This window comes from Methylobacterium sp. V23, from assembly GCF_002917135.1.
Classification (GTDB): domain Bacteria; phylum Pseudomonadota; class Alphaproteobacteria; order Rhizobiales; family Beijerinckiaceae; genus Methylobacterium.
This window is the reverse complement of record NZ_PDHT01000040.1, coordinates 1-19,413: the sequence shown is the minus strand read 5'-3', so window position 1 is coordinate 19,413 and position 19,413 is coordinate 1. Positions and strand designations below refer to the sequence as shown.

Below are 19,413 nucleotides of genomic sequence, written 5' to 3'. Positions count from 1 at the left end.
CGGTATCTTCATTGCTGATCCAGCGAGGCAATCCCATTTCTTGTCCTACTGGGGAACAAGCGAAGCCTCACCAGCCAGGATCGGCACAATGTCCATTCTGATAGCACCAGAGACAGTGGAGCTGACCGGCGAAGCGCGTCGGCGAGCAATCGCGATCGCCAATGCAAATTGGTTTCGCGCCGTGGCGTGCAAAGCCCTTCGGGATGGCGGCCCAAAAGCCGAGCTGCGAGCAGCGAACGCACGAGCGGCGGCGCGGATCGTCATAAAGCACGCAAGGCGCGACGCCCTTGTCAGTCGCATCACGACCGCTGCTATGGCTGGAACCCCAACACCTTTCACCAAAGATGGCAGACGGCTTTTACAGAGCTGAGGAACCGACCGCGGGAGCGTGAATTCCCTCCCACGCGGCGCCGAGGCCTGCGAGAAGGCGTAGGCGGCTGGCTGGCGCGCTTCGCGGGGCTGAACAGGAGCCTGCATAGACTGAGGATTATTAGCTGACCCGGCAGGTTCCCACGCATCTCAGGCGTGAGGTCGTTGGTGAAGCGCAGGGCAGAGTACTCGCTCGGTCGAATGTAGGCCCCCGAGCGGACCGTATTAGGCGCTAAATAGTGGAAAACGCTGCGCTGCTTCCGTCCCGAGAAAATCAGGATTGATCTTTCCGTGGTTTCAGGCCTTAGACAGTAACAGATCTGTAGAAGGAGAACCAAAGATGGATGATGCTACGTCTGATGTGTCTACCGACCACATTGAGCTAACCGCCGACATCGTGTCGGCCTACGTCTCGAACAACTCGATCCCAGCGAGCGAACTGGCCAACCTGCTCGCCTCCGTGCACACAGCACTAAGCGGTCTTGCTGCAGGCGGCACAAACAAAGCTGCCGAAGACGCCGTTGAGAAGCCGACGCCGGCTCAGATCAAAAAGTCGATTACCCCAGACGCGCTCATCAGCTTCGAAGACGGCAAGCCCTACAAGACACTGCGCAGGCACCTGACCCTTCGCGGCCTCTCTCCTGAGGCCTACCGCGCCAAGCACGGTCTGCCAGCCGACTATCCAATGACCTCTGCCAGCTACTCTGCACAACGGTCCGAGCTTGCTCGTAGCTTGGGACTTGGGCAGCAGCGGAAGGGTCAGACCAAGGCTGCAGCTAAGGCCACAGCGGTGGAGGAGACGGTTTCCGAAGCTGCTGCTGAGACGAAGCCGAAGCGCGCTGCCCGTCCGCGCAAAACAGCGGCAAGTAAGTAGAGCAATGACGGAGGGCGGCTACGGTGCTGCCGTCCTCCAAGACGCCGCCGAGGTGGTGGTAAACGCCGGCGAGCTACACGCCGAAAATGAGGCTTTGCGTACGGCCGCAGAGCCTCTGTCCATGAGTTCGGCAGGTGGCGGGGCATCCTCAGCATCTTAACCCAGGCAAATATCAGGGACGCCCTGTACCGGCAGCTCGCGTCGCCTGCTAGCGGGTGTCAACTTTCCTTAGGTTGAAAGAGGTTAAGCCTCGGCGCTGTCCAGGATTGCCGCACCTCCGAGCCAGGCCACTGCTGCCTCGAGCGTTTGGAAACGGTGCTCGACGCAATCGAACGGTCGAGGCCGTGTCGCGGCTGGCAGGTCCTGCAGCAGCTCCGCGCACCACCCAGTCGGAGCGCCTCCGGCGGTTGTCTCGCGAACCACGCCGCCAACGATGACCCCGTCGAGGGCCAGGTCGTAGCTGCCGGGTGCCAGCCGATGCAGCGTGTATGTCATCGGGCGGTCTGAGCTCCAAGGCGTGAATAAGAGAGCGCATGTTGTGCTGGGACGACGAGGCGAAGTCGGCTGGCTGGCGCTCTGATATGATCTCGGCGCGACGCGTCGCTTAGGGATCACTGCATCGGATCCGCGTCCGGCTTTGTTCTGCGCAGGGCTTCAGCAAGCAGCTCTTGCAGGCGCGTTGCAGATTGATGGGTAAGTGGAATGCCGAGTTGGCTCCCCTCGCTTGTGCTGAGAAGCATGATTGCAACCTTGTCGCCGAGCATGAGCTCTGGCCTGACTACACAAAGGGGGAGGAGGTAGGTGCCGCCGGGTTTGAGCTCGACATCTTCCGCACCTTCAAGATCAAAAGGCTCGGTCTGGTCGGCCATGAGCAACTCCTATTCGGCGCCTGGTAAGACAGTCCGTATGCGTTCAGCCTTTCGATGCCTGGAAGGGCCGCAGTAGCCACGCTATCCGACCAGCCTCGCTTTCCCCTTCCTGTGCGCTCTGTTGAACCTCAACCAGCGCGGGGACTTCGGGCTCAGCAGCCCCGTGCATGATCTGGCTAAGCAGGGAAGGCAGCTCCTGATCATACTCTCTCAACAGGAGCGCCGCCTCAAGCAGAACGTGGATGTTCCCATCTGGAACCGGGCGGCTCGTGATCTGAGCGTCGAGCACTCGATCTGCGAGAAGTGCGGCAAGCCGTGAGACTTCTGTCAGGCCTGCGGGCAAACCTACGGCTTCGGTCGACATCACTTGATCACTTCCACAATCCGGCGCGTGCCCGGCTCAACCAGCACGGGGCGTTCGTTGACGATCGTGTAGTTGTAGCCCTTCAGTGCAAACTCCGGCGGTACATCATAGTAGGTCATGCCCTCCTTCGGGAGCACCGCTCCAACCCTCACGTCCCCCGCATAGGGGATGGAGGACCTTCGATCAGCGAGTGTGTAAATGCGAAAGCGCTCACGCCTATCGATGCCGAGGATCTGATTGGCGCTTCCGACAGCTCCACCGATCGCACTTCCGACGGCGGCGCCCAACGGACCAGCGATGTTTCCTCCGCGTTCGGCGCCATCCTGCGCTCCGCGCGCGAGACCCTGAGCGTGTGCTTGGCCGAAAACGCCAGCGCAAAAGGCGAGTACGGCAGCAGCAGCAGAATTGATGAGCTTTGGCATTGGTGATCCAAATCGATCTGCAGGATGCAGTAATCGCTTTTCCGCTTGTGCACGGAGAGTACGCCCAGGCTGGGTGCAGCTACCTGCGGTAAATTAGGTCGGACGCCACTCGAGATCCGAGCAGGTCCAATGCTCAGGGCTATCGAAGCTCAATGCCCAAAGCCGTGTGACTGTTGGCTGTGGCCTTCAACGATGGCAGCGCCGTTAAGCCACGCCATAGCCGCTTCGAGCGTCCGAAAGGGCGGCTCGATCCCCCGGAAGGGGATCGGCCATTGATCCGGCGTCAGCTCGTCGAGCAGTTCCGCGCGCCAGCCGCGCGAGCTGCCTCCCGGCGCGATGTCCTGGACCACACTGCCTATGATGATGCCATCGAGGGCAAGATCGTAGCTGCCAACCGCAAGCTGGTGGAGAGTATATGTCATGGCCGTTCACGGCTCCTGAGGAGGGATTGCTCCTCGTAGCGCCCACTCAGCATAGGGCGTCCCAGCTGAGCACCTAACGATTTCTCCCGAACGGCAAATTGGCACCTCGGAAGATATCTCATCCTGCCTACTCGCAAGCTTCTGGAGTACGATGCAGCCCCCTCTTGAAACGCTGTCTCGTTAATTCGGCAGCACTCAACCCTTGCGCTTTCACATCCATAAGCCATCTTTGGACCATCCAATGGGATGGTCCTGGGAGGTTCTGAGATGGCGGACAATGTTCGGGCGCTGCGCACGAAGTCGCCCGACAGCGAGAAGCTGACCCTCAATCTTGGCTTCGTCGATCTCGGACAGATCGACCTGCTGGTCAGGGACGGCTTCTATGCCAATCGTGCCGATTTCATCCGGACAGCCGTCCGCAACCAGCTCGACCGTCAGGGCGATGAGGTGAAGCAGTCGGTCACCCGCAAGAAGCTCACCCTGGGCCTTTCGCACTTCACTGCTTGGGACTTGGAGGCGGCAAGAGACGCCGGCGAGCCACTCCACATCCAGGTTCTTGGCCTCGCCACGATCGCCCCAGACGTGACCCCAGAATTGGCCCGCCAGGGCATCGCTTCGGTGCAGGTTCTTGGCGCCTTCCAAGCCAGTCCAGAGGTCAAGGCCGCCTTGGCCGACCGCACCAGCTGACAACCAACCTTGCTCGGGGCGGAACACCTCGTGCCCGTCCACCCTCTAATCCAGGATCATAATCATGACCGCTTTCTCGAAGATCGACATGGGCGAGGTGACACGTCTCACCCGTAGCGGCCAGCTTGCAGAAGCCATGGCGCTGCTTCAGGGCAAACCAGTCGCGTGGGCCTCTGCAGCAGGTGCGGATGAAGACACCGGCGCTAAAGCGAAAGCTACAGTTCCCCCCTACGGAGCAATCATCGACATGGTTGCTCCTACAATCCCAGGTGGAGCCTGGACCGAAGCGGGTCTTGGCCAGGCTGCGCCCGACGATGCCGCTGCCGCGACAAAGACTGCCCCCATGCGTCCGAGCCTGTCGGAGACGCTACGGGACCTACGCGAGCGCTTTCCCAAAATGAGCACCATGCCCGGGCTCGCCGAAGGTCTTGGGTCATCACGTGGGGTGAGTGTCGTCGTGCCGGAAGGCGCCCGGTTTGAGGAGCGGACGTTCTCTAATGCCGCGGGCAATCGGGCGTACAAGGTCTATGTACCGAGCGGGTACGCAGGGCAGGCGCTTCCCCTCGTCGTCATGCTGCACGGCTGCACTCAGAACCCGGACGACTTCGCCGCGGGGACACGGATGAACGCGTTGGCCGAGGAGCAGACGTTCTTGGTGGCGTATCCGGGCCAGCCGCAGTCGGCCAACATGCAGAAGTGCTGGAACTGGTTCAACGCTGGCGACCAGCAACGGGACCGCGGCGAGCCCTCGATCATTGCCGGCATCGCCATGGCGGTTGTGAAAGAGTTCGCGGCCGATCGGTCCCGCATCTACGCAGCCGGCCTCTCTGCCGGCGGGGCCGCTGCAGCGATCATGGCAGACACCTATCCGGATGTGTTCGCGGCAGTTGGCGTCCACTCTGGGTTAGCCAGCGGCGCCGCTCGGGACATGCCGTCCGCATTCGCAGCCATGAATGGTGGCGGCACCCCGAAGGCCCGGAAGGTTGGCGCCGGCGTTCCCACCATCGTCTTTCACGGCGACGCCGACAGAACCGTAAGCCTCATCAACGGCGACCAGGTCATTGCTCAAGCCGCGCCGAAGGAGAAGCTCACACGCGCCGTGACCCAAGGGAAGTCAGACCATGGGATGTCCTTCACCCGCACCGTGCAGACCAACGCATCGGGACGCGCCATCCTGGAGCAGTGGACCTTGCATGGTGCTGGGCACGCTTGGTCCGGTGGGAGCACAAACGGGAGTTACACCGACCCGAAAGGCCCGGATGCCAGCCGAGAGATGATGCGCTTCTTCATGGATCACGCCACCTCGGTGACGAAGCCACTGAACTGAACGCTCGTAGATTAAATCGAGCAGGTGGCGGACACCAGCATCCTCCTCGTTCAGAAACGACAAAGCCCCGCGCCGACAAGGGCCGCGGGGCTTCGAGCATCGGCGTTGGTTAAAGGATCAGGCGGCCTTCTTGCGGTCCTGAGCAGACGTCTGCTCGGCCTCGCCCCGATCAGCGATCCGGCCAAGGCCGATGGATTTCGCGAGTTCGGAGCGACGCTTGGCGTATTCCGGAGCAACCATCGGATAGTCGGCCGGCAGCCCGAAGCGAGCGCGATAGCCATGTGGATCCAAGCCGTGGGTGGTCAGGTGTCGCTTTAAGGTCTTGTAGATCTTTCCGTCCAGGAAGCTGACGATACCCTCGGGCGTCATCGACTTCCGGATCTGAGCCGCCGTCGGCTTTTCGACCTCAGGCTCGGAAGCGGTCATAATAGTGCCGCTGCCGATGCCGCTGAGTGCCGCGTGAACGCTGCGGATTAAATCTGGCAGATCGGCGGGTCGGACCGGGTTATTCGACACGTATGCGGAAACGATGTCACCGGCGAGTTCTACGAAGTCAGTAGCTTGAACTTCAGCTTTTTCAGACATGCTGCTCTTTCTCTGTGCCCCCACTGCGATCCAATCGTTCATTCGCAATGATCTATCAAGCGGCACAACTGAGTTTTCAGCAATTTACATGCCTAACTTGCAGAGCAGATGTATGACACTTGCTGTACGGCCGCGTGCCGCGCAGCTAAGCAGCACAATTGTTGCGGACGATTTCTACTCCTCCGTGCCACGCCAAAACGGCATCGAGCGTGCTGAAGGTGTGGTCGACCGTGCTGAACGGCGGCGGGCGCTTCTCGGGCGTTGGGTCATCCAGCAGCTCGGCGTGCCAGATGTCGTAGCCTGTGCCGCCGCGAACCTCGCGGACCACGCTGCCGATGACTTCGCCATCGCGGACGAGATCGTAGCTACCGGGTGCAAGGCGATGCAGTGCGTATGAAATCGCGCGCCACGATCTCCAGGCGTCTATGATCGCGAGCAAACCGCTGCGTCTGGATATTGGACTGTGCACTCCGCTCGTTCATAGGCTAGCTCACCGTCTGTTGCGACGGCCGCGGGCCTGAGCGTCAAGGGCAAGGCCAAGCCCCAGCATGAGCGCGAGACCGCTGAGGTTGACGGCCACTTGGAGGGGCCACGTTGGCCCGAAGGTGCGGTAGAGGATCCGGCCGCCGAGGGCCGCCATGCAGCCGACCGCGAAGATCTCCAGCGAGTGCCGGCCGCACGCGTCGACAGGCCGAAGCCACCGGTGACGCGAGATCTGCAGAATAGCCGGTGAAGCAAAGACCAAACTCGTCAGGGCCATGATGTGAAGCAGCCTGAGGGGTGAGACACGGCTTTTCTCCGGCGCCGCCATAACGAATGGGCGCAGGTCTGGAAGCCCCCAATCGCTCCAGGGAACAGCCTGCAGCAGAGCATAGAACAAGAAGCCCCATACAACTGCAGTAACGATCGGATGCCGCGGCAGGAGCCCGTTGCGTGCCTGTACCGCGATGCTGAGAGCGGCCCCTATGACAAACAGGAACTGCCAAGCGAATGGGTTGAAATACCAACCGTCGTCGACCGCCGCTGCGTTGGGAAGGTTGAGGCTGTGGTCAACGTTTGCAGCCAGCCAAATCGTACCTGACAGAGCAAGCACGCCCCACACGCCACGTCGAAGCCCGAAATAGATGGCAGGAAAGAGGGCGAGCAGCAGGATGTAGAGCGGTAAGATGTCGAGGTAGTTTGGCAGCGCGTTGAGCATGAGGCCGCGCAGGAGGCCCGGCAAAAGCCCCATTTCGAGGAGTGGGCGCACACCGAACCTTGGTACCAAGCCGGTTAGGTCCATCCAGGCGCGCACGATGAGCAAAGTGGCCAGGAGCAGGACCGCCTGGAAGAGGTAGATCTTCAGGCAGCGTCGAGCGATGCGTACAAGCGTCGCCGCAACCCCGGCACGTTGGAACAGACCGCCATACGCCACCATCGCGGAATAACCCGCTAGGAGCACGAAGATCTCAGCCGCGTCGGAGAAGCCGAAATTATGCAGGGTGAAGAGAGCCGGTGCGTTTGCCGGTATGTGATCGATGAAGATCGTCAGCAGCGCGAAGCCGCGTATGACGTCGACACGCGCATCACGTTGCTGCCGCGAAGCAGGCGGCGTCGTTGGCCCTGCCTTTAAGAGGCTGGCGGTAGGCTCAGCAGTTTGGAGGGTCACGTCCGACACCTGTCCTCGTGAGAGGCGGGCCAGAGAAGAACAAACCGGATCAGCGCATCACCGATAAGCTGGTGAGCCAGTGCCGGCAGAGGCTGGGCCACAGGGCGACAGAGGCCTCAGCATTGCCAATCCCGAAGCCGTGGCCGCCGACGGCAAAGCGGTGATACTCGACCATGATCTTGGCACCTCGGCAGGCCTCGTCGAGGATGCGGCTCTGCTGGGGACTGACAATTGGATCGTCGTCAGCCTGCACCAAGAAGATCGATGGGCAATCCGCGCCGACATGAGTTTGAAGGGACCAAGCCGCGCTCGCCTCTGAGGTAGGCCTGTCACCAACCAGAGAACGACGGGTGTTCGTCGTGTCGAAGGGCGGCTGCACTGTTACGACAGGGTAGATCAGCGCGGCATAGTTTGGCCGGGCCGAGAGGCCATCAACCGCATCAATGGGCTCGTAGGAACGGAAGGCCGAGCGAGCGGCAGTCATGCCGCAGAGATGTCCACCGGCGGAGAAGCCCATGACGCCGATGCGGTTGACATCAATGCCGAAGCGATCCGCGTTGGCGCGCATCACACGAATGGCGCGTTGCCCATCCTGAAGTGTCACGACCGGTCCGGCATTCCAATTCTCGCCTGGGAGGCGGTAGGTCAGAACGAAAGCCGTAATGCCTTGTGCCGCGAGCCAGTATGCGGCCGGGTAAGCTTCCTTGACCAGGCCAATGCGCCTGTACCCTCCACCGCCAGCAACGAGCACTGCCGCGCCGCTTGGCTTTTGCGGCAGGAACACCTCGAGCGTTGGCGTGGAGATGTTCGAAACAGCGCCGCTACCGTCCTGGACAATGGTACCCTGCGGCCCGCCTCCGCCTGGCGGCTGCCCGGGCCAAAGCGGAAGTTGGGTAAGTCCCCCGGCGGCGTGAAGCTTTGGAAAAGGGATTGCTAACGCAGCGAGGGCCATGACAACGGAGCGACGACCGAGCACGGAAAAGTCGTTCGCCACGCTTGGCCTCCAGCCTTCGTTTCGCAGATGCAAAGGCGTCTAGAACCAATCCGTTCCATTCACCGAATTTAGTTTGCTGTGCTCTACCCCCGTCCACTCATTAAGCGAGTGCCGCCCTACTGCTCCCGCCGGCCACGACCATGACCCAAATCGCGAGCGATAACGTCTATGGCAAACTGCCTAGCACGGTCGTGCGGAAGGGTGTGTAGTAGCTCAGTTAACGAAAGCCTGGCGCAAGTTAACGGCGGCATTCTGCACGCAGTTACTGGCTTTCGGCAGCCCCGCCCAGTCGGCAACCTCACCTTGAGCCCGCCCGGAGCAATCCGCGGCGGATATTTTTTGTCATCACCTAGACGTGAACTAACGTACTTTCCGAAAATGCTCAGCCTTGAAACTTTCCACCTGCCGGCCGCGTAGTGACGGCAACCAAGGGAGTGCTACCTCAATATCCGGGTGCCTCAATGCGTTTCATTTGTTTATTTACATGTGCTGTTTTCAGCCTCGGAGCGCCTGCCTTCAGCCAAGGCAAACCGCAGCCGCGTCCGCTGACACCACCTTCCTCAGACGCTGCCAGCGATGAAAAAGCTGCCGAGGTTCGACAGGCAATCGAACGAGGACAAGCACGGCAGCGTGCCGTCGATGAGCGCAACACCCGAATATGGCGGCGCTGGGATTTCGCCGTGTGCATCGGTTGTGGGCCTGTGCCGAAAGGCTTCCGAATGGTTTACACGACGCCAGCTCGGGTGCTGGCGGGCTTCATGGCGGCGGATGATGACGAGCGGGATCGCGGACTTCGTCTCTGAGGATTTTGATCGCCATCACTCTACGCCCTTGACGGCCCCGCGCCAAAACTGGCCGTCATCGGGCTGCGAATTGACCGCCGCAAGGCCGGGATCAGGGTCACAAAAGTGAGGACGCCGAAGGCATAGGCTGATCTCAGCCCCTGCCGCGGAGATGTGGACGCCAATTGGCTTGTTATGCTGCGACAGCGTCCCGAGAGATGAAAGCGAGGCTGTCGGCTTCGCGCCTGAACGAGATACGGATGTGGTCGGAGCCGGCCCAGCTCCATACCCAATCGTCACCGCACGCGCCTAAGTCCCACGCGCGAGCCAAGCAAAATGACGGATCATCGTCACGGCACGATACAGTCACGCTGTGAGCGAATACGAAATAGAGCTTATCCACTATGGGGCTCCTTCTGTGTCCGTACGTATTGACTACGTAGAAACGACTAGGGGCGTTCGGCAAGCCTTTTCTTTGAGCAGCCTCCACGCGACGCCGAGCTATCTTCGGTGCCCCCAAACTTCGCGACGCAATGCCAGCCCGGCCAGTTCCACAGACCCTATGACGTGTTTTCTCTGCACGCTGTAGCCTAAGCCTCCGCTCCACCGGCCGCCAGATCCACGCCCTCCTGAACCCATCACCGTACGGATACGGCCAAGCATCGGTTGTCGCTCAATCAACGTAGCGAAGCGCTGTCTTATAGGCGGCTTCTTCCCAGATGACGGGTGCCATAGGGCGCCGGGGTTCTCTTACTCGAACAGCGCCTTCGCCTCCTCATGCATCTCAAGTTCGATTTGGCGGATCGGGAGCGAGAACCAATTTTTGAAAGGCTTACGGAATACAACAAAGTACCAGAGGATCGATATCTGCGAGGGGTGCGTTGTGGACCATATGTCCCCACTGGAGATACATCCCATGCGCCTAAATGCACTCGCTCTCGCCGCCTCTGTCGCTATTGCTCTGACGGGCCCTGCTTTTGCTCAGACCCCTGCGGGCGGCGGCAGCACGGAAGGCAACATGAACAATCCGGGTAGCGTGAAGAGCAACAGCGAGAAGGGCATGGAGCGCCCAACGGGAGCCGCCACGATGGCGCCTGGTGATGCGACGGGCACGGTTGGTGGCCGTGATGGTGGCATGGGCAACATGGGCGGCGGAACGGGCACAAGCTCCAACACCGGCGTCGGCATGGGTGCTCATGGGAACACCCAGGGCCCGCGCCAGTAAGTTCTACGCACACCGGCGATGATGAGGGCTGAGGGTGTTCTCTCAGCCCTTTTTTTTGCTCGGCCGAGCGCGTCACCAAGTGAGGATGGATGCCGCAATCTATGTCGAGCGCCAAGCCAGTCAGCCTCCTCTACCCAATCGCGTTCTTCGGAGGAGTACTGTTTGTTTGCGCGTGGGCTCTGCACGGCGACCGGCTATTCGCCCAAATCCCGCATCCTGACTATGAGATTGCGGACGATCTCAAAAAGCATTGAGGTTGGCGGGTCCCTGGTTCGCCAGCGGCGGCCTAAAATGTGCTTACCAGACCAACGCTGATTGCTCAGGATACCCCGCACAGCGCCAGGGTCTAAGGCGCTTCCTTCTCCTCAAACGGGTGCCCAGACACCATGGTCGAACCTGCTCCTGGTACTCCTGCTGCCTTGGTCCGTGGTTTCCTTGCCCATCTGATGAAGGCAGCCCTCACGGCCGATGACACCCGCAGTCAGGCGTGGCGGCAGAAGGCCAGGCACCTTCGACAGCAGATGCTGGCCGTGCCAGCTGGTCTGGAGAACCTGAAAATCGACGGACTTTGGTGGTTGGCTGTCGGAGACGCTGAAGCGCCCGAGCTTCAGGCGGAGGAGAAGATGATCGAGTGGGGCCAACCAAAGGTCTGCCCATTCACGCTTGCCGAAATCCAGGCAGCGGAGTTCGATGTTGATCGCGCCGTGCAGCACCTCAGGGAGACGGCTGCGACGGGCTGATGCGGCCAGTGGGGACAGGAGATCGGTCATGTCCGGCGACATTGTCCCAGAGACGCGAGCGTGGCACGCGTTTGAGGCTGAACCGAACGAGGCCGGTGGGCACTTCCTCTCGGTGTCGGGCGAGATCAAGCTCGCGAACGCGAACGAGACCCCTCACCTCATCCTGGCTGACCCTCAACCACCCACTTCGGGTGAAATCCTGTTGGAATTGAAGGTCATCCCAGAGGGAACGAGCCGCTACGAATGGCAGTGGAAGCAGGCGCGCATCCTGCACCCGGTCACGTCAGGGCAGTATGGGATGGTGCGTGTCATCTGGCAGGGGGTTGAGGTCGTGGCGCTTCATCTGGCCTCATGAAGTTGAGATCGCTCCAACTGCGCCCGACAGTAGCTGCCGGGATCGGAGACCTTGCCGTGGTAGATGCCTTCAACGGCCGACCTGCCGCTGATCGCCAGCACCGACACGATCGAAAACCCCCAAACGGCGCGCATATCGCTGCTCCGCTTGGAAAAGGACGTGCGAGGGTTAACGGCTCGTAGACGAATTGGTAGGCTTATCGAAATTCAGCGGCTCTGGTGCGTCCGAGCCACACTTCGAAAGGGACTGAGACATGATCACAGCGACCTTTATCGGCATGATGACTGCAGCCCTAACCGCTGCAATGACCGCAGCGGTGGTTGGCGCGATCAGCGATCCAGAAGCCCGATAAGGCAACACGTAGACAAGTTGGCTAACGCCACGCGTCCAACTACTTATGTGACTGCTACGCTACGGCGGATGTTTCTCGTGCGTTGGGGCAGTCGGGGCCCTCACATCGGCACAGTTGGTTGATCAGTAAAGAGGGAGCACGCCTGCTCCTGGTCCCGTCCGATGTCACGCACCCGCTCCGTCTTACGCCAGCACCGCGAGGTTGCAGCCTTAGTGGTTACCTACGGAATGTTTCTAGGTGGTATTCTAATGCTCGCCTGGGCAATGACCTGACCCGCCTCCGACCCCGCATCTTGGACAGTTGTCGAGCTTCAGGACGCTTTCTGGATCCGTCCACTCAAGTAGCTTAAGTGCTGAAACGGGCTAAGCTCGTCGCTCCCGGGGGTATCCGCGGGGCGAGACGGCGCGTCCGACTGAGTGAAGAGAGCAAGCATCGCCCCCGGCAGATTAAGAGATCGCATCCGAAAGTACTCGCAACGTCGTCGCCTCCTTGAAAATGAGAGCCTGCAGCGAGAAAACGCAAGCCAGCCAGATATCGAGGAACAAGTTGTACCGGATCGGAGCCGTGGTGGCCTCTCACCGTGTAAAGCGCCAAAGCGAACTGCAGCCATTTCCGTTTCATTCGTTTGCCGAACAGCCGAGGTCTCGGCGCCTACGGCATCGCTAACTGCTAGGTGGAGGCTGTACAGCTTGCAGCGGTGAAGGGCTGCTGACCCTGCTTCCTAGCATTGCCGCCATGCGCTGGCGCGGAACCGTATGTGCGGCAGGCCCTTCTCATCAGTGACTTCCCTGTCTGCGGAGCATGCTGTGAGAGCGCCTGAGCCACCTGCCAGCCAGAACGATCCCTCTCTGAACCCAAACGGGTCCCCGGACTTACGAAGACACGGCAGTCCGCCCCCACCCACAAGGGCCAAACTCCCCCGGGGCTTCGGAACCCGGTGACATGGGCGCTCCTGAGAAGCGCGACTACGAGAAGGCTCCGAAGCAAACACCTCCTTCGGAAGGCGGTCTCGGGTATCGGGGCGCCTAAGAAAGCCAAGGCCGGTGACCTTACCACGGACACAGACATTGCCTCACTCGAAGGCTGTTGTCGGCAGATGGCTATGGAACCGTATCTCAACCCATTCTGGCAGGGGCTATACGCCTTCAACGACGGATCAAGCCTGGAAGCCTGTCCGTTCCCACGGCAGTCTGACGCCGCCCGCTTCTGGTACGAGGGCTTCGCGCTTGCACATGCCCTCGTGTTCGGACGAGGACGTAAGAGCCTACGCTGACCGGCGGCGCAAAAAGAAGAGCCCCCTCTTGGCCGCCGGGCTGGCACTCATCGTGTAGGACCAGGATGCACCAGCGGAGAAACAGCCTGCATTGCTCATGCCATCCGCGAATTTCAAATTCACATATTGCAACCTTGCAGCGCGATATGCCTTGGTGCAGTGCGATCCGTGAGTTGTGTCACGGGCCGTAGTCCTCCCAAGGGCTCATTTCCTCCTTAGACTTGGGCCGCTCCCTCACCGGGGCGGCCTCTTTTCGGTCCTGCGCTCTGCGTATTCGACGTACCTCGACATCCCCCATTCGGGGGATGAACTTTTGCTGTTTGTGTCTGATGAAGCTTGGCCATTCACATTCCTACGGCCACTTCGATGATCGCGTCTCTCAGCTTCTCATCCTTGATCGCGGGCGCAGCAATTGCAGCCTTTGCTGACTATCGGCCTGCCTTCGAACGGGCGAGCGGCTTCCTCGTCATGGGCGGCCTGGCTCTAGCTGGCGCAGGATTGCCGTTGTTCCGATAACGATGAGCGAACGAGCACAGGTGTAGTGGTGTGAAAGGCGGCCGAGGAGACCCCTTGTAGGGCTCGGCCGCCGCCGCCCCGAAGGCGTTGGGGGCATTCATCGAAGCGGCGCAGGCGCCTTAGCACGAGAGAATGTAGCCGCAACAGCAGGGTTGACCAAAAGCCTTCACAGCCAGCCGAGCCCTCTGGCGACCTCCTGAAGGAACACCATCGCCAACCCGGCAACAGCTGTGCCAAGGGCGATTAGAGGGCTATGGCGGCGGGTTGTGAAGCGCGGAGGCATGACTTGGCGCTACCGTAGAAGGCCAGAGATTAACAGCGGACAGAACGACGCTAAACAAGCCTAATCGCTTTCGTTGTCTCCGCGCCCTTGTAGCTGACGCAGGCGGTCCTTCAGATCGGTGGCGGCATCGCTGTACAGATCGAAGCCGCGGCAATGCAGGATTTCCTTCTCTCCACCCTTCTTGGACCTTCGACAGGATGATGCCAGCTACGGCTTGGCGCTCGCCCTATTTGTCTCGCGGAGGATATTAGTGCTCGGCGTTCAAACTCCTGATATGAGAGATCTATCTAGGGCCGGGTAGAAGTGTGGGTGGACGCGATAGAACATGCAATGGATCACGGACGTACTGCGCCTGAACACCCGTATTCTGGCTGCGCAGGCGGTAGCCGACACACAGGCCATCAGCATCCTCGAAAGCATGGAGCAAGGGCAAAACACGGCGAAAGCTGAGAAGATGTATTTGGCCTACCGCAGCGAACTCCGTCGGCTCCGCGCACGCCGAGATACGCTACTAGACGACACCAAAAGCGATGTGTGATCGCGGTTTGCCTATCCCTAAAACAGGCCAACCGGTACGCAACTTGGCTTTCTGGTAGAATGCCGAAGTCAGTTTCTCGGATCTCACGCGCTCCACCGTGATGCGTTACCAAGTTGGGAAAAGCGGCATCACTAGGCGCGTGCCTCGGTGGCCTGGATCAGGTTTCTCACATCCATGATCAAATCCGAGCTGATCCTTCGCATCGCTGAACAGAACTCACACCTCTACGAGCGAGACGTCGAGGCGCTGGTGAACGTTATCCTCAAACGGATCACGGATGCGCTCATAGCTGGAGAACGTGTGGAGCTTCGCGGGTTCGGGATGTTCTTGGTGAAGCCTCGTGGGGCTCGCACAGGTCGCAATCCGAAGACAGGCGCAGCCGTTCCGGTGGCCGACAAGCTGATCCCGGCCTTCAAGGTCGGCAAGACGATGCAAGCGCGCTTGGATGCCCCGGAGCCACGCCCCGCTCCAAATCCCAGGTCCGAGGCCCGCTGGCAATCGCGCTGGTTGGGGAAAGGACCCGCCCTCGGCTAAGCAGCGCGGCGGGCAAGTGGGTATGCCAGGAACAGGATAAGCCCCGCCGTGAAAGGAGGGGCTCACCGGATCAATCAACAGGCTTAGAGCTTCGTTGCGCAGGTAAGACGACGCCCCTCCCGGCGCCCGAAGGTTCTGTAATGGACTGCGCCGGATGCCATTTCGCCGTGCTCCACAGCTCGGCGAACGTCCGGATTGCATCGCAAGTACTCGCCTTCGTCGAAGTCAGCCTCGCGTCCTTCGCTGGGTCTACGATCGCGTTGGCGTTCGCGGCCATCATCGTCGTACCCACGACTGCGCTGCCGGTCCTGATCTTCGTCGGACCGACGGCCACGATCCCGTGGCCGCTCCTCATTGTCGTCATCGTAGCCGCGACTGCGGCCACCGTACTCTCGCTCGCTGAAGCTACGATCACCGTTTTCACGCTGGTCGCTGCCGTAGTCACGACCGTCTCGCTGAGCGAAAACCGGGTCGCTCACGACCACCAAGCTCAGACCTACGAGTGCCACGCCCCAAAGCGTCTTCATATTAGCATCCCCCTATGGCAGCGTCACACGCGGCGAGCATCCATCGGCTCGATGACCATGCGTTACCACCGGCAAAACAGCTTGGTCGCCTCACTGATGCGCTGCGCTTCTTTGTTCAGGCTCGCTAACTATCAGCCGCAAGTGCGCCGATAGCGTCGGCAATTGCCCTGTCCTTCCTCACCGTAGCGGTCCTTGTTCTCACAGGCGTCGCGAAGCTCCCGGCATATCCGACGCTGCCGGCGATCGTCACGATCGTCGCGGTAGCCGCGCCCATCATCAACCTCCACGCCACCAGGACCAATTCGAATACCCTGAGCAAAGGTCGGAGCATTTTGGATAAGTAGCCCGCCGAGGGCCATAGTCACGAGCAGCATCTTGCGCATCGAAATCTCCATATCTCTTGGATTACCGAAGAGAGGAGCCAAACGCTTCGCGGTCACAAACAGTTCGTTCCCGTTTGTGATACAATCCGGGCTGCGGCGGCTGATGGATGAGTTTATGCGGCTGGTGGGCGAGAAATCCGAAGCCGAGGTGGGACGCTACCGTGCTTTAGAACAGCTGGCGCCAGCCCTTCAGCATCTTACCGCCAATATGATGAGGATCACGCGTGGTGCCGGCCATCCTCAGCGTCTGGCGGAAGAAATGGCGGCCTGTCTTGGCGCTATGCTGGCCTATGAGGATGCTACCGGCCATGGGATATTGTCGGAGGAAATTCAGGCGGCCTTGAACCCCGAAAAGTTAGAAGGCGGTTTCACTCAGGAAGAGATGAAATTTCGCTATGAGAGCGGCTCCTGGGATCGCGAGCGAGCCCTCGTTGAGATCCGCCGAGCAAGCCTTGCGATGACAGCGGCCATGCTAACGAACCAACGGTTCCAAATCTGAAGAGCCTAAACGGACATGCGAGCGGCCACAGACCGGCTTGAGGAAGCACATGTTACCCTTCGCAATTTTCACGCAACAGATGCTGCAACGCCCAAGGCGACGTCACAGGAAATCAACGCAAGCTCCAAGCAATAGGCAACTTTAAGCTAACAAAAGAAATGCATCTCCAGGCTGGAGGGTTATGCTGACCTCCTACGAAGCCTTGAGACCGCCAGCCGTTTCCTGTGCGAGCCAGTCCACGACGCCGCTCAACGCTTGCCGCTCGTTCTTGCCGCCTTTCAGTGCCGCTTCGAAAGCCGCAATTTGGCCATCGGCGCTAGACCCATCACGTGCAATGATCCGGACTTGTTCGCATTCCGCCTCACATCCGAGTGCAGCTGCATCCTCTGCGATGAGGTCGAGGAGTGCGGTGACTGCCTTCAAGAAGGAAGTGGCTGTGAGCGTCGCCTCATCAATCAGCGTCGCATGAATGCCCGATCGCTCAGCACGCCATAGGTTCTCCATCACGAAGCCTCGCGAGGCTCCGGTCAGGTCAGCATTGAGCTTAGGGGTGCGATCTACGAGCCGAACGAGGCAGCGGTAGACAGCTGCCATTGCTAGGCTGTCCTCCAGCCGGGTGCAGCTATCCGCGACGCGCAGTTCCAAAGTCGGAAACCGCGTCGAGGGGCGGATGTGCCACCAGAAATAGGTCGCGTCCTTCACCGCGCCCGCCTTCGTCATCCCATCGACGTAGCGCCGGTAATCCGCTTCATTGTCAAAAAGCTCCGGCAGCCCGGTGCGCGGTAGCTCAGCATAGGCGCGCAAGCGATAGCCGTGCAGCCCTGTTCGGCGCTTCTCCCAGAATGGCGACGAGGTCGAGAGGCCGAGGAGGATCGGCAGGAACGGGAACAGGCGACGCATCAGGTCAATTCGAGCCTCCGGGCGGGGGACCTCGACGTGGATGTGAAGACCACACACGACGGAGCGACGGCCAACGATCTGGAGATCGTCCATCATGTCCTCGTAGCGTGCCTTCTCGGTCTCTTGCTGCTCTGGCCAGAGGGCGGTGGGATGAGTCCCGGCTGCGAAGACAAGGAGGCCGTGGTTGCGTCCGATCTCGGCAAGGCCCGTGCGCAAACCCTGCAGGGTCTCACGTGCCTCCACGAAGCTCTCGGACGGCTCGGTGCAGATCTCGACCTGGTTCTGGAGCAGTTCGCGCTCGACAGCTTTCAGCTTGGCTTGCGCGGCTTCATGGAAGGCTTTCACCGAACCACGAGGAACCATCCGAGTTCGCGCGCTGGCCAAGAACAGTTCCTCTTCGATGCCGAACCTGAACTTGTGAGCCATTGGATCTCCTCCATAGCTCCGGGTGCAAGGCTCAAGCCGATTGGAGGCAGAACGCTCCGGGACCAGCCGGTCTACGGATCCGCGGATGCGGGGCCGGAGCGACACTGCAGTCATTTGCAGCGGCTATGCGACGGTCATGCTCCCGACGATTTTAGCTCCCCCGAGCCATAACACGACAGCTTCGAGAGGACCGAAGCCGTGATCGACCCCGCTGAACGGATGCGGCCGCTTCTCCGGCGGTGGGTCGTCGAGAAGCTCAGCATGCCGGACGGGGAGCAACTGAGCTTTCGGCAAGATATGTGGCCAAATCTGAGCCGCCCCCTCCGCACGCCTTAGCTAACCCGCAGTAGGAGGGTGATGGCCGCCACCGCGATGACTGCGAAGGTCGCCAAAATTCCACCTCCGCGACAAGCGAACTGCCGGGGAGAGTTCTTCGGAGCAAACATTCCGAACGGATGCAGCACGCGAGCAATCAGCAGCACGATTAGAAGGCTGCGCACCACACCTGAGCTGCCGCCCGCCGCTTCCAGCAGAGCAATGACGAGGAGCGCCAGTGGCACGTATTCCCCGAAATTGCCCTGCGCGCGGATGCGCTTTTCCAGGGTCTGGTTCCCGCCATCCCCATGCAGGACGTCCGCCGACAGGCGGCCCGCGACCACCCAGGACGAGAGCCCAACATAGAGGAGTGCGAATACGGCTGCATAGAAGGCTGTCACGGCGGGATAGGTCATAGGGTCGCTCCGGTGAGTGGGGCTCGATTGGGCAGGTTCAGTGGCGCGGGTCGCCGGGTTGACCCGACCTCAGCGAAGCCCCTGGGACGTGCGGCTCGGGTCATCGGCCGGGTCGATGTAGTTCAGGCCGAAGGGACCCATTCCGTTGACCTGCAGCTCCACCGGCTCGCCTGTAGTCCAGAGGGCGTGCGGCATCTCCTGTGGCAGGTAGACAAAGCCACCGGCGCGCAGAATCTTGCCGGCGCTCTTGTTCAGCGTCGCGCCATGCTGGTGGTAGATCGAGCCGGCCAGGATAGTCAGCGTCTCGGCCTGGGCATGTGTGTGCGGCGCGATCACGGTGTCGGCGGGAAACTTGATGCGCAGCACGAAGGGGCCGACCTTGGCCGGATCGCCCGCCACCCGGCTGATCTGCGTGCCCTTGGGCAGGTTAGCCGGTCCCGGCTCGTAGACAACGCTGGCCGCGTCCGGGACTGTGACGGCGTCATGGCCGATGTGGTCGCCTGCCTCAGCGAAGGACTCGCTCGCAACGGGGACCAACAGGATGGCAGCGATCAGGGTTCGTGCGAGCGAGCTCATGCGGCGTCCTTGCATTGGGGGAAAGAGCGGTCGCCGGATCTTAGCGCCCGGCGCTGGGCTCGTGGATCGGACAGCCATTGAAGCGTTGGCGAAACTCGGCCGAGTGCCTGTAGGGCGCGTTGCGAGCGCGGTTGATGTTGCCCAGGGGCTTATGGGAGGCGAGCCCCGTCCAGATGCTGAAGCGCATCTCCTCGTCGACCGCCTGGACGCGC

23 protein-coding genes and 1 pseudogene are annotated in these 19,413 nt (G+C 60.8%); 8 read left to right on the top strand and 16 right to left on the bottom strand.

The genetic code is table 11. From position 1 onward, the window contains the following. Nucleotides 1-709 precede the first annotated feature (709 nt). The gene (locus CRT23_RS24060) at nt 710-1,243 is read left to right on the top strand and encodes a MucR family transcriptional regulator (RefSeq protein ID WP_103712107.1); all 534 of its coding nucleotides are present in this window, start codon (nt 710-712) and stop codon (nt 1,241-1,243) included. Nucleotides 1,244-1,486: 243 nt separating this feature from the next. On the opposite strand, the gene CRT23_RS24055 is transcribed toward CRT23_RS24060, so the two are convergent. From CRT23_RS24055 to CRT23_RS24035, 5 genes are all read right to left on the bottom strand, one after another. Then, nucleotides 1,487-1,738 (bottom strand): hypothetical protein, encoded by a 252-nt coding sequence (locus tag CRT23_RS24055; RefSeq protein WP_103712106.1) that lies wholly within the window; start codon nt 1,736-1,738, stop codon nt 1,487-1,489. Between the two features lie 116 nt (nt 1,739-1,854). Next, entirely contained in the window at nt 1,855-2,112 is a 258-nt protein-coding gene (locus CRT23_RS28015) for a hypothetical protein (protein WP_146056485.1), read from the bottom strand. A gap of 43 nt (nt 2,113-2,155) precedes the next feature. Continuing rightward, the gene (locus CRT23_RS24045) at nt 2,156-2,476 is read right to left on the bottom strand and encodes a hypothetical protein (protein ID WP_103712104.1); all 321 of its coding nucleotides are present in this window, start codon (nt 2,474-2,476) and stop codon (nt 2,156-2,158) included. Continuing rightward, on the bottom strand, nt 2,476-2,898 hold the full coding sequence (locus tag CRT23_RS24040; protein ID WP_103712103.1) for a DUF1236 domain-containing protein: 423 nt from the start codon (nt 2,896-2,898) through the stop codon (nt 2,476-2,478). Before CRT23_RS24040 ends, CRT23_RS24045 begins: the two co-directional genes overlap by 1 nt. 149 nt (nt 2,899-3,047) lie before the next feature. Further along, a complete protein-coding gene (locus CRT23_RS24035) occupies nt 3,048-3,320 on the bottom strand; it encodes a hypothetical protein (protein WP_103712102.1) in 273 nt (90 codons plus the stop codon). Between the two features lie 267 nt (nt 3,321-3,587). Here CRT23_RS24035 and CRT23_RS24030 point away from each other — a divergent pair, with 267 nt between their 5' ends. Together CRT23_RS24030 and CRT23_RS24025 are read left to right on the top strand one after the other, a co-directional pair. Further along, the gene (locus CRT23_RS24030) at nt 3,588-4,007 is read left to right on the top strand and encodes a CopG family transcriptional regulator (protein WP_103712101.1); all 420 of its coding nucleotides are present in this window, start codon (nt 3,588-3,590) and stop codon (nt 4,005-4,007) included. A 64-nt stretch (nt 4,008-4,071) separates the two neighbouring features. Beyond that, a complete protein-coding gene (locus CRT23_RS24025) occupies nt 4,072-5,334 on the top strand; it encodes a PHB depolymerase family esterase (RefSeq protein ID WP_103712100.1) in 1,263 nt (420 codons plus the stop codon). Nucleotides 5,335-5,451: 117 nt separating this feature from the next. Here CRT23_RS24025 and CRT23_RS24020 read toward each other — a convergent pair whose 3' ends face one another. The 4 genes from CRT23_RS24020 to CRT23_RS24005 all read right to left on the bottom strand — a co-directional run bounded on the left by CRT23_RS24020 (nt 5,452) and on the right by CRT23_RS24005 (nt 8,561). Continuing rightward, the gene (locus CRT23_RS24020; protein WP_103712140.1) at nt 5,452-5,919 is read right to left on the bottom strand and encodes a MucR family transcriptional regulator; all 468 of its coding nucleotides are present in this window, start codon (nt 5,917-5,919) and stop codon (nt 5,452-5,454) included. Nucleotides 5,920-6,064: 145 nt separating this feature from the next. Then, nucleotides 6,065-6,358 carry a hypothetical protein gene (locus CRT23_RS24015; protein ID WP_245436546.1) on the bottom strand — a complete coding sequence of 98 codons (294 nt, stop codon included), beginning with the start codon at nt 6,356-6,358 and terminating at the stop codon, nt 6,065-6,067. Nucleotides 6,359-6,409: 51 nt separating this feature from the next. Further along, nucleotides 6,410-7,576, bottom strand: coding sequence for an OpgC domain-containing protein (gene opgC / locus CRT23_RS24010; RefSeq protein WP_103712099.1), 1,167 nt, complete (start codon nt 7,574-7,576; stop codon nt 6,410-6,412). Nucleotides 7,577-7,616: 40 nt separating this feature from the next. Then, nucleotides 7,617-8,561: an alpha/beta hydrolase gene (locus tag CRT23_RS24005; RefSeq protein WP_245436544.1), complete on the bottom strand. Its 945-nt coding sequence runs from the start codon at nt 8,559-8,561 to the stop codon at nt 7,617-7,619. 1,698 nt (nt 8,562-10,259) lie between these two features. Here CRT23_RS24005 and CRT23_RS24000 point away from each other — a divergent pair. Then, entirely contained in the window at nt 10,260-10,568 is a 309-nt protein-coding gene (locus CRT23_RS24000; RefSeq protein ID WP_103712097.1) for a hypothetical protein, read from the top strand. Between the two features lie 365 nt (nt 10,569-10,933). Here the strand turns inward: CRT23_RS24000 and CRT23_RS28660 are convergent, their stop codons facing one another. Beyond that, nucleotides 10,934-11,338, bottom strand: coding sequence for a hypothetical protein (locus CRT23_RS28660; protein ID WP_181017445.1), 405 nt, complete (start codon nt 11,336-11,338; stop codon nt 10,934-10,936). On the opposite strand from CRT23_RS28660, the gene CRT23_RS23990 reads away from it, so the two are divergent. From CRT23_RS23990 to CRT23_RS23980, 3 genes are all read left to right on the top strand, one after another. Then, on the top strand, nt 11,337-11,663 hold the full coding sequence (locus tag CRT23_RS23990) for a hypothetical protein (RefSeq protein ID WP_103712095.1): 327 nt from the start codon (nt 11,337-11,339) through the stop codon (nt 11,661-11,663). The two genes, CRT23_RS28660 and CRT23_RS23990, sit on opposite strands and share 2 nt — an antisense overlap. A 2,749-nt stretch (nt 11,664-14,412) precedes the next feature. Beyond that, entirely contained in the window at nt 14,413-14,625 is a 213-nt protein-coding gene (locus CRT23_RS23985) for a hypothetical protein (protein WP_103712094.1), read from the top strand. A 174-nt stretch (nt 14,626-14,799) separates the two neighbouring features. After that, on the top strand, nt 14,800-15,159 hold the full coding sequence (locus tag CRT23_RS23980) for an HU family DNA-binding protein (RefSeq protein WP_103712138.1): 360 nt from the start codon (nt 14,800-14,802) through the stop codon (nt 15,157-15,159). A gap of 83 nt (nt 15,160-15,242) precedes the next feature. Here the strand turns inward: CRT23_RS23980 and CRT23_RS29315 are convergent, their stop codons facing one another. Further along, nucleotides 15,243-15,686, bottom strand: coding sequence for a hypothetical protein (locus CRT23_RS29315; RefSeq protein ID WP_103712093.1), 444 nt, complete (start codon nt 15,684-15,686; stop codon nt 15,243-15,245). Between the two features lie 131 nt (nt 15,687-15,817). Further along, nucleotides 15,818-16,069 (bottom strand): hypothetical protein, encoded by a 252-nt coding sequence (locus CRT23_RS23970; RefSeq protein ID WP_103712137.1) that lies wholly within the window; start codon nt 16,067-16,069, stop codon nt 15,818-15,820. On the opposite strand from CRT23_RS23970, the gene CRT23_RS23965 reads away from it, so the two are divergent. Continuing rightward, nucleotides 16,062-16,568, top strand: a complete 507-nt coding sequence (locus CRT23_RS23965) for a hypothetical protein (RefSeq protein ID WP_146056483.1) — start codon at nt 16,062-16,064, stop codon at nt 16,566-16,568. The two genes, CRT23_RS23970 and CRT23_RS23965, sit on opposite strands and share 8 nt — an antisense overlap. Before the next feature lie 192 nt (nt 16,569-16,760). Here the strand turns inward: CRT23_RS23965 and CRT23_RS23960 are convergent, their stop codons facing one another. The 4 genes and pseudogenes from CRT23_RS23960 to CRT23_RS29310 form a co-directional block, all read right to left on the bottom strand. Continuing rightward, a complete protein-coding gene (locus CRT23_RS23960; RefSeq protein ID WP_103712091.1) occupies nt 16,761-17,894 on the bottom strand; it encodes a carboxylate-amine ligase in 1,134 nt (377 codons plus the stop codon). A 332-nt stretch (nt 17,895-18,226) separates the two neighbouring features. Continuing rightward, nucleotides 18,227-18,625, bottom strand: a complete 399-nt coding sequence (locus CRT23_RS23955) for an MAPEG family protein (protein ID WP_103712090.1) — start codon at nt 18,623-18,625, stop codon at nt 18,227-18,229. Nucleotides 18,626-18,694: 69 nt separating this feature from the next. After that, complete coding sequence (locus CRT23_RS23950) at nt 18,695-19,201, bottom strand: cupin domain-containing protein (RefSeq protein ID WP_245436542.1); 507 nt, start codon at nt 19,199-19,201, stop codon at nt 18,695-18,697. 40 nt (nt 19,202-19,241) lie between these two features. Next, a pseudogene (locus tag CRT23_RS29310) lies at nt 19,242-19,413 on the bottom strand (catalase); the annotation flags it as partial.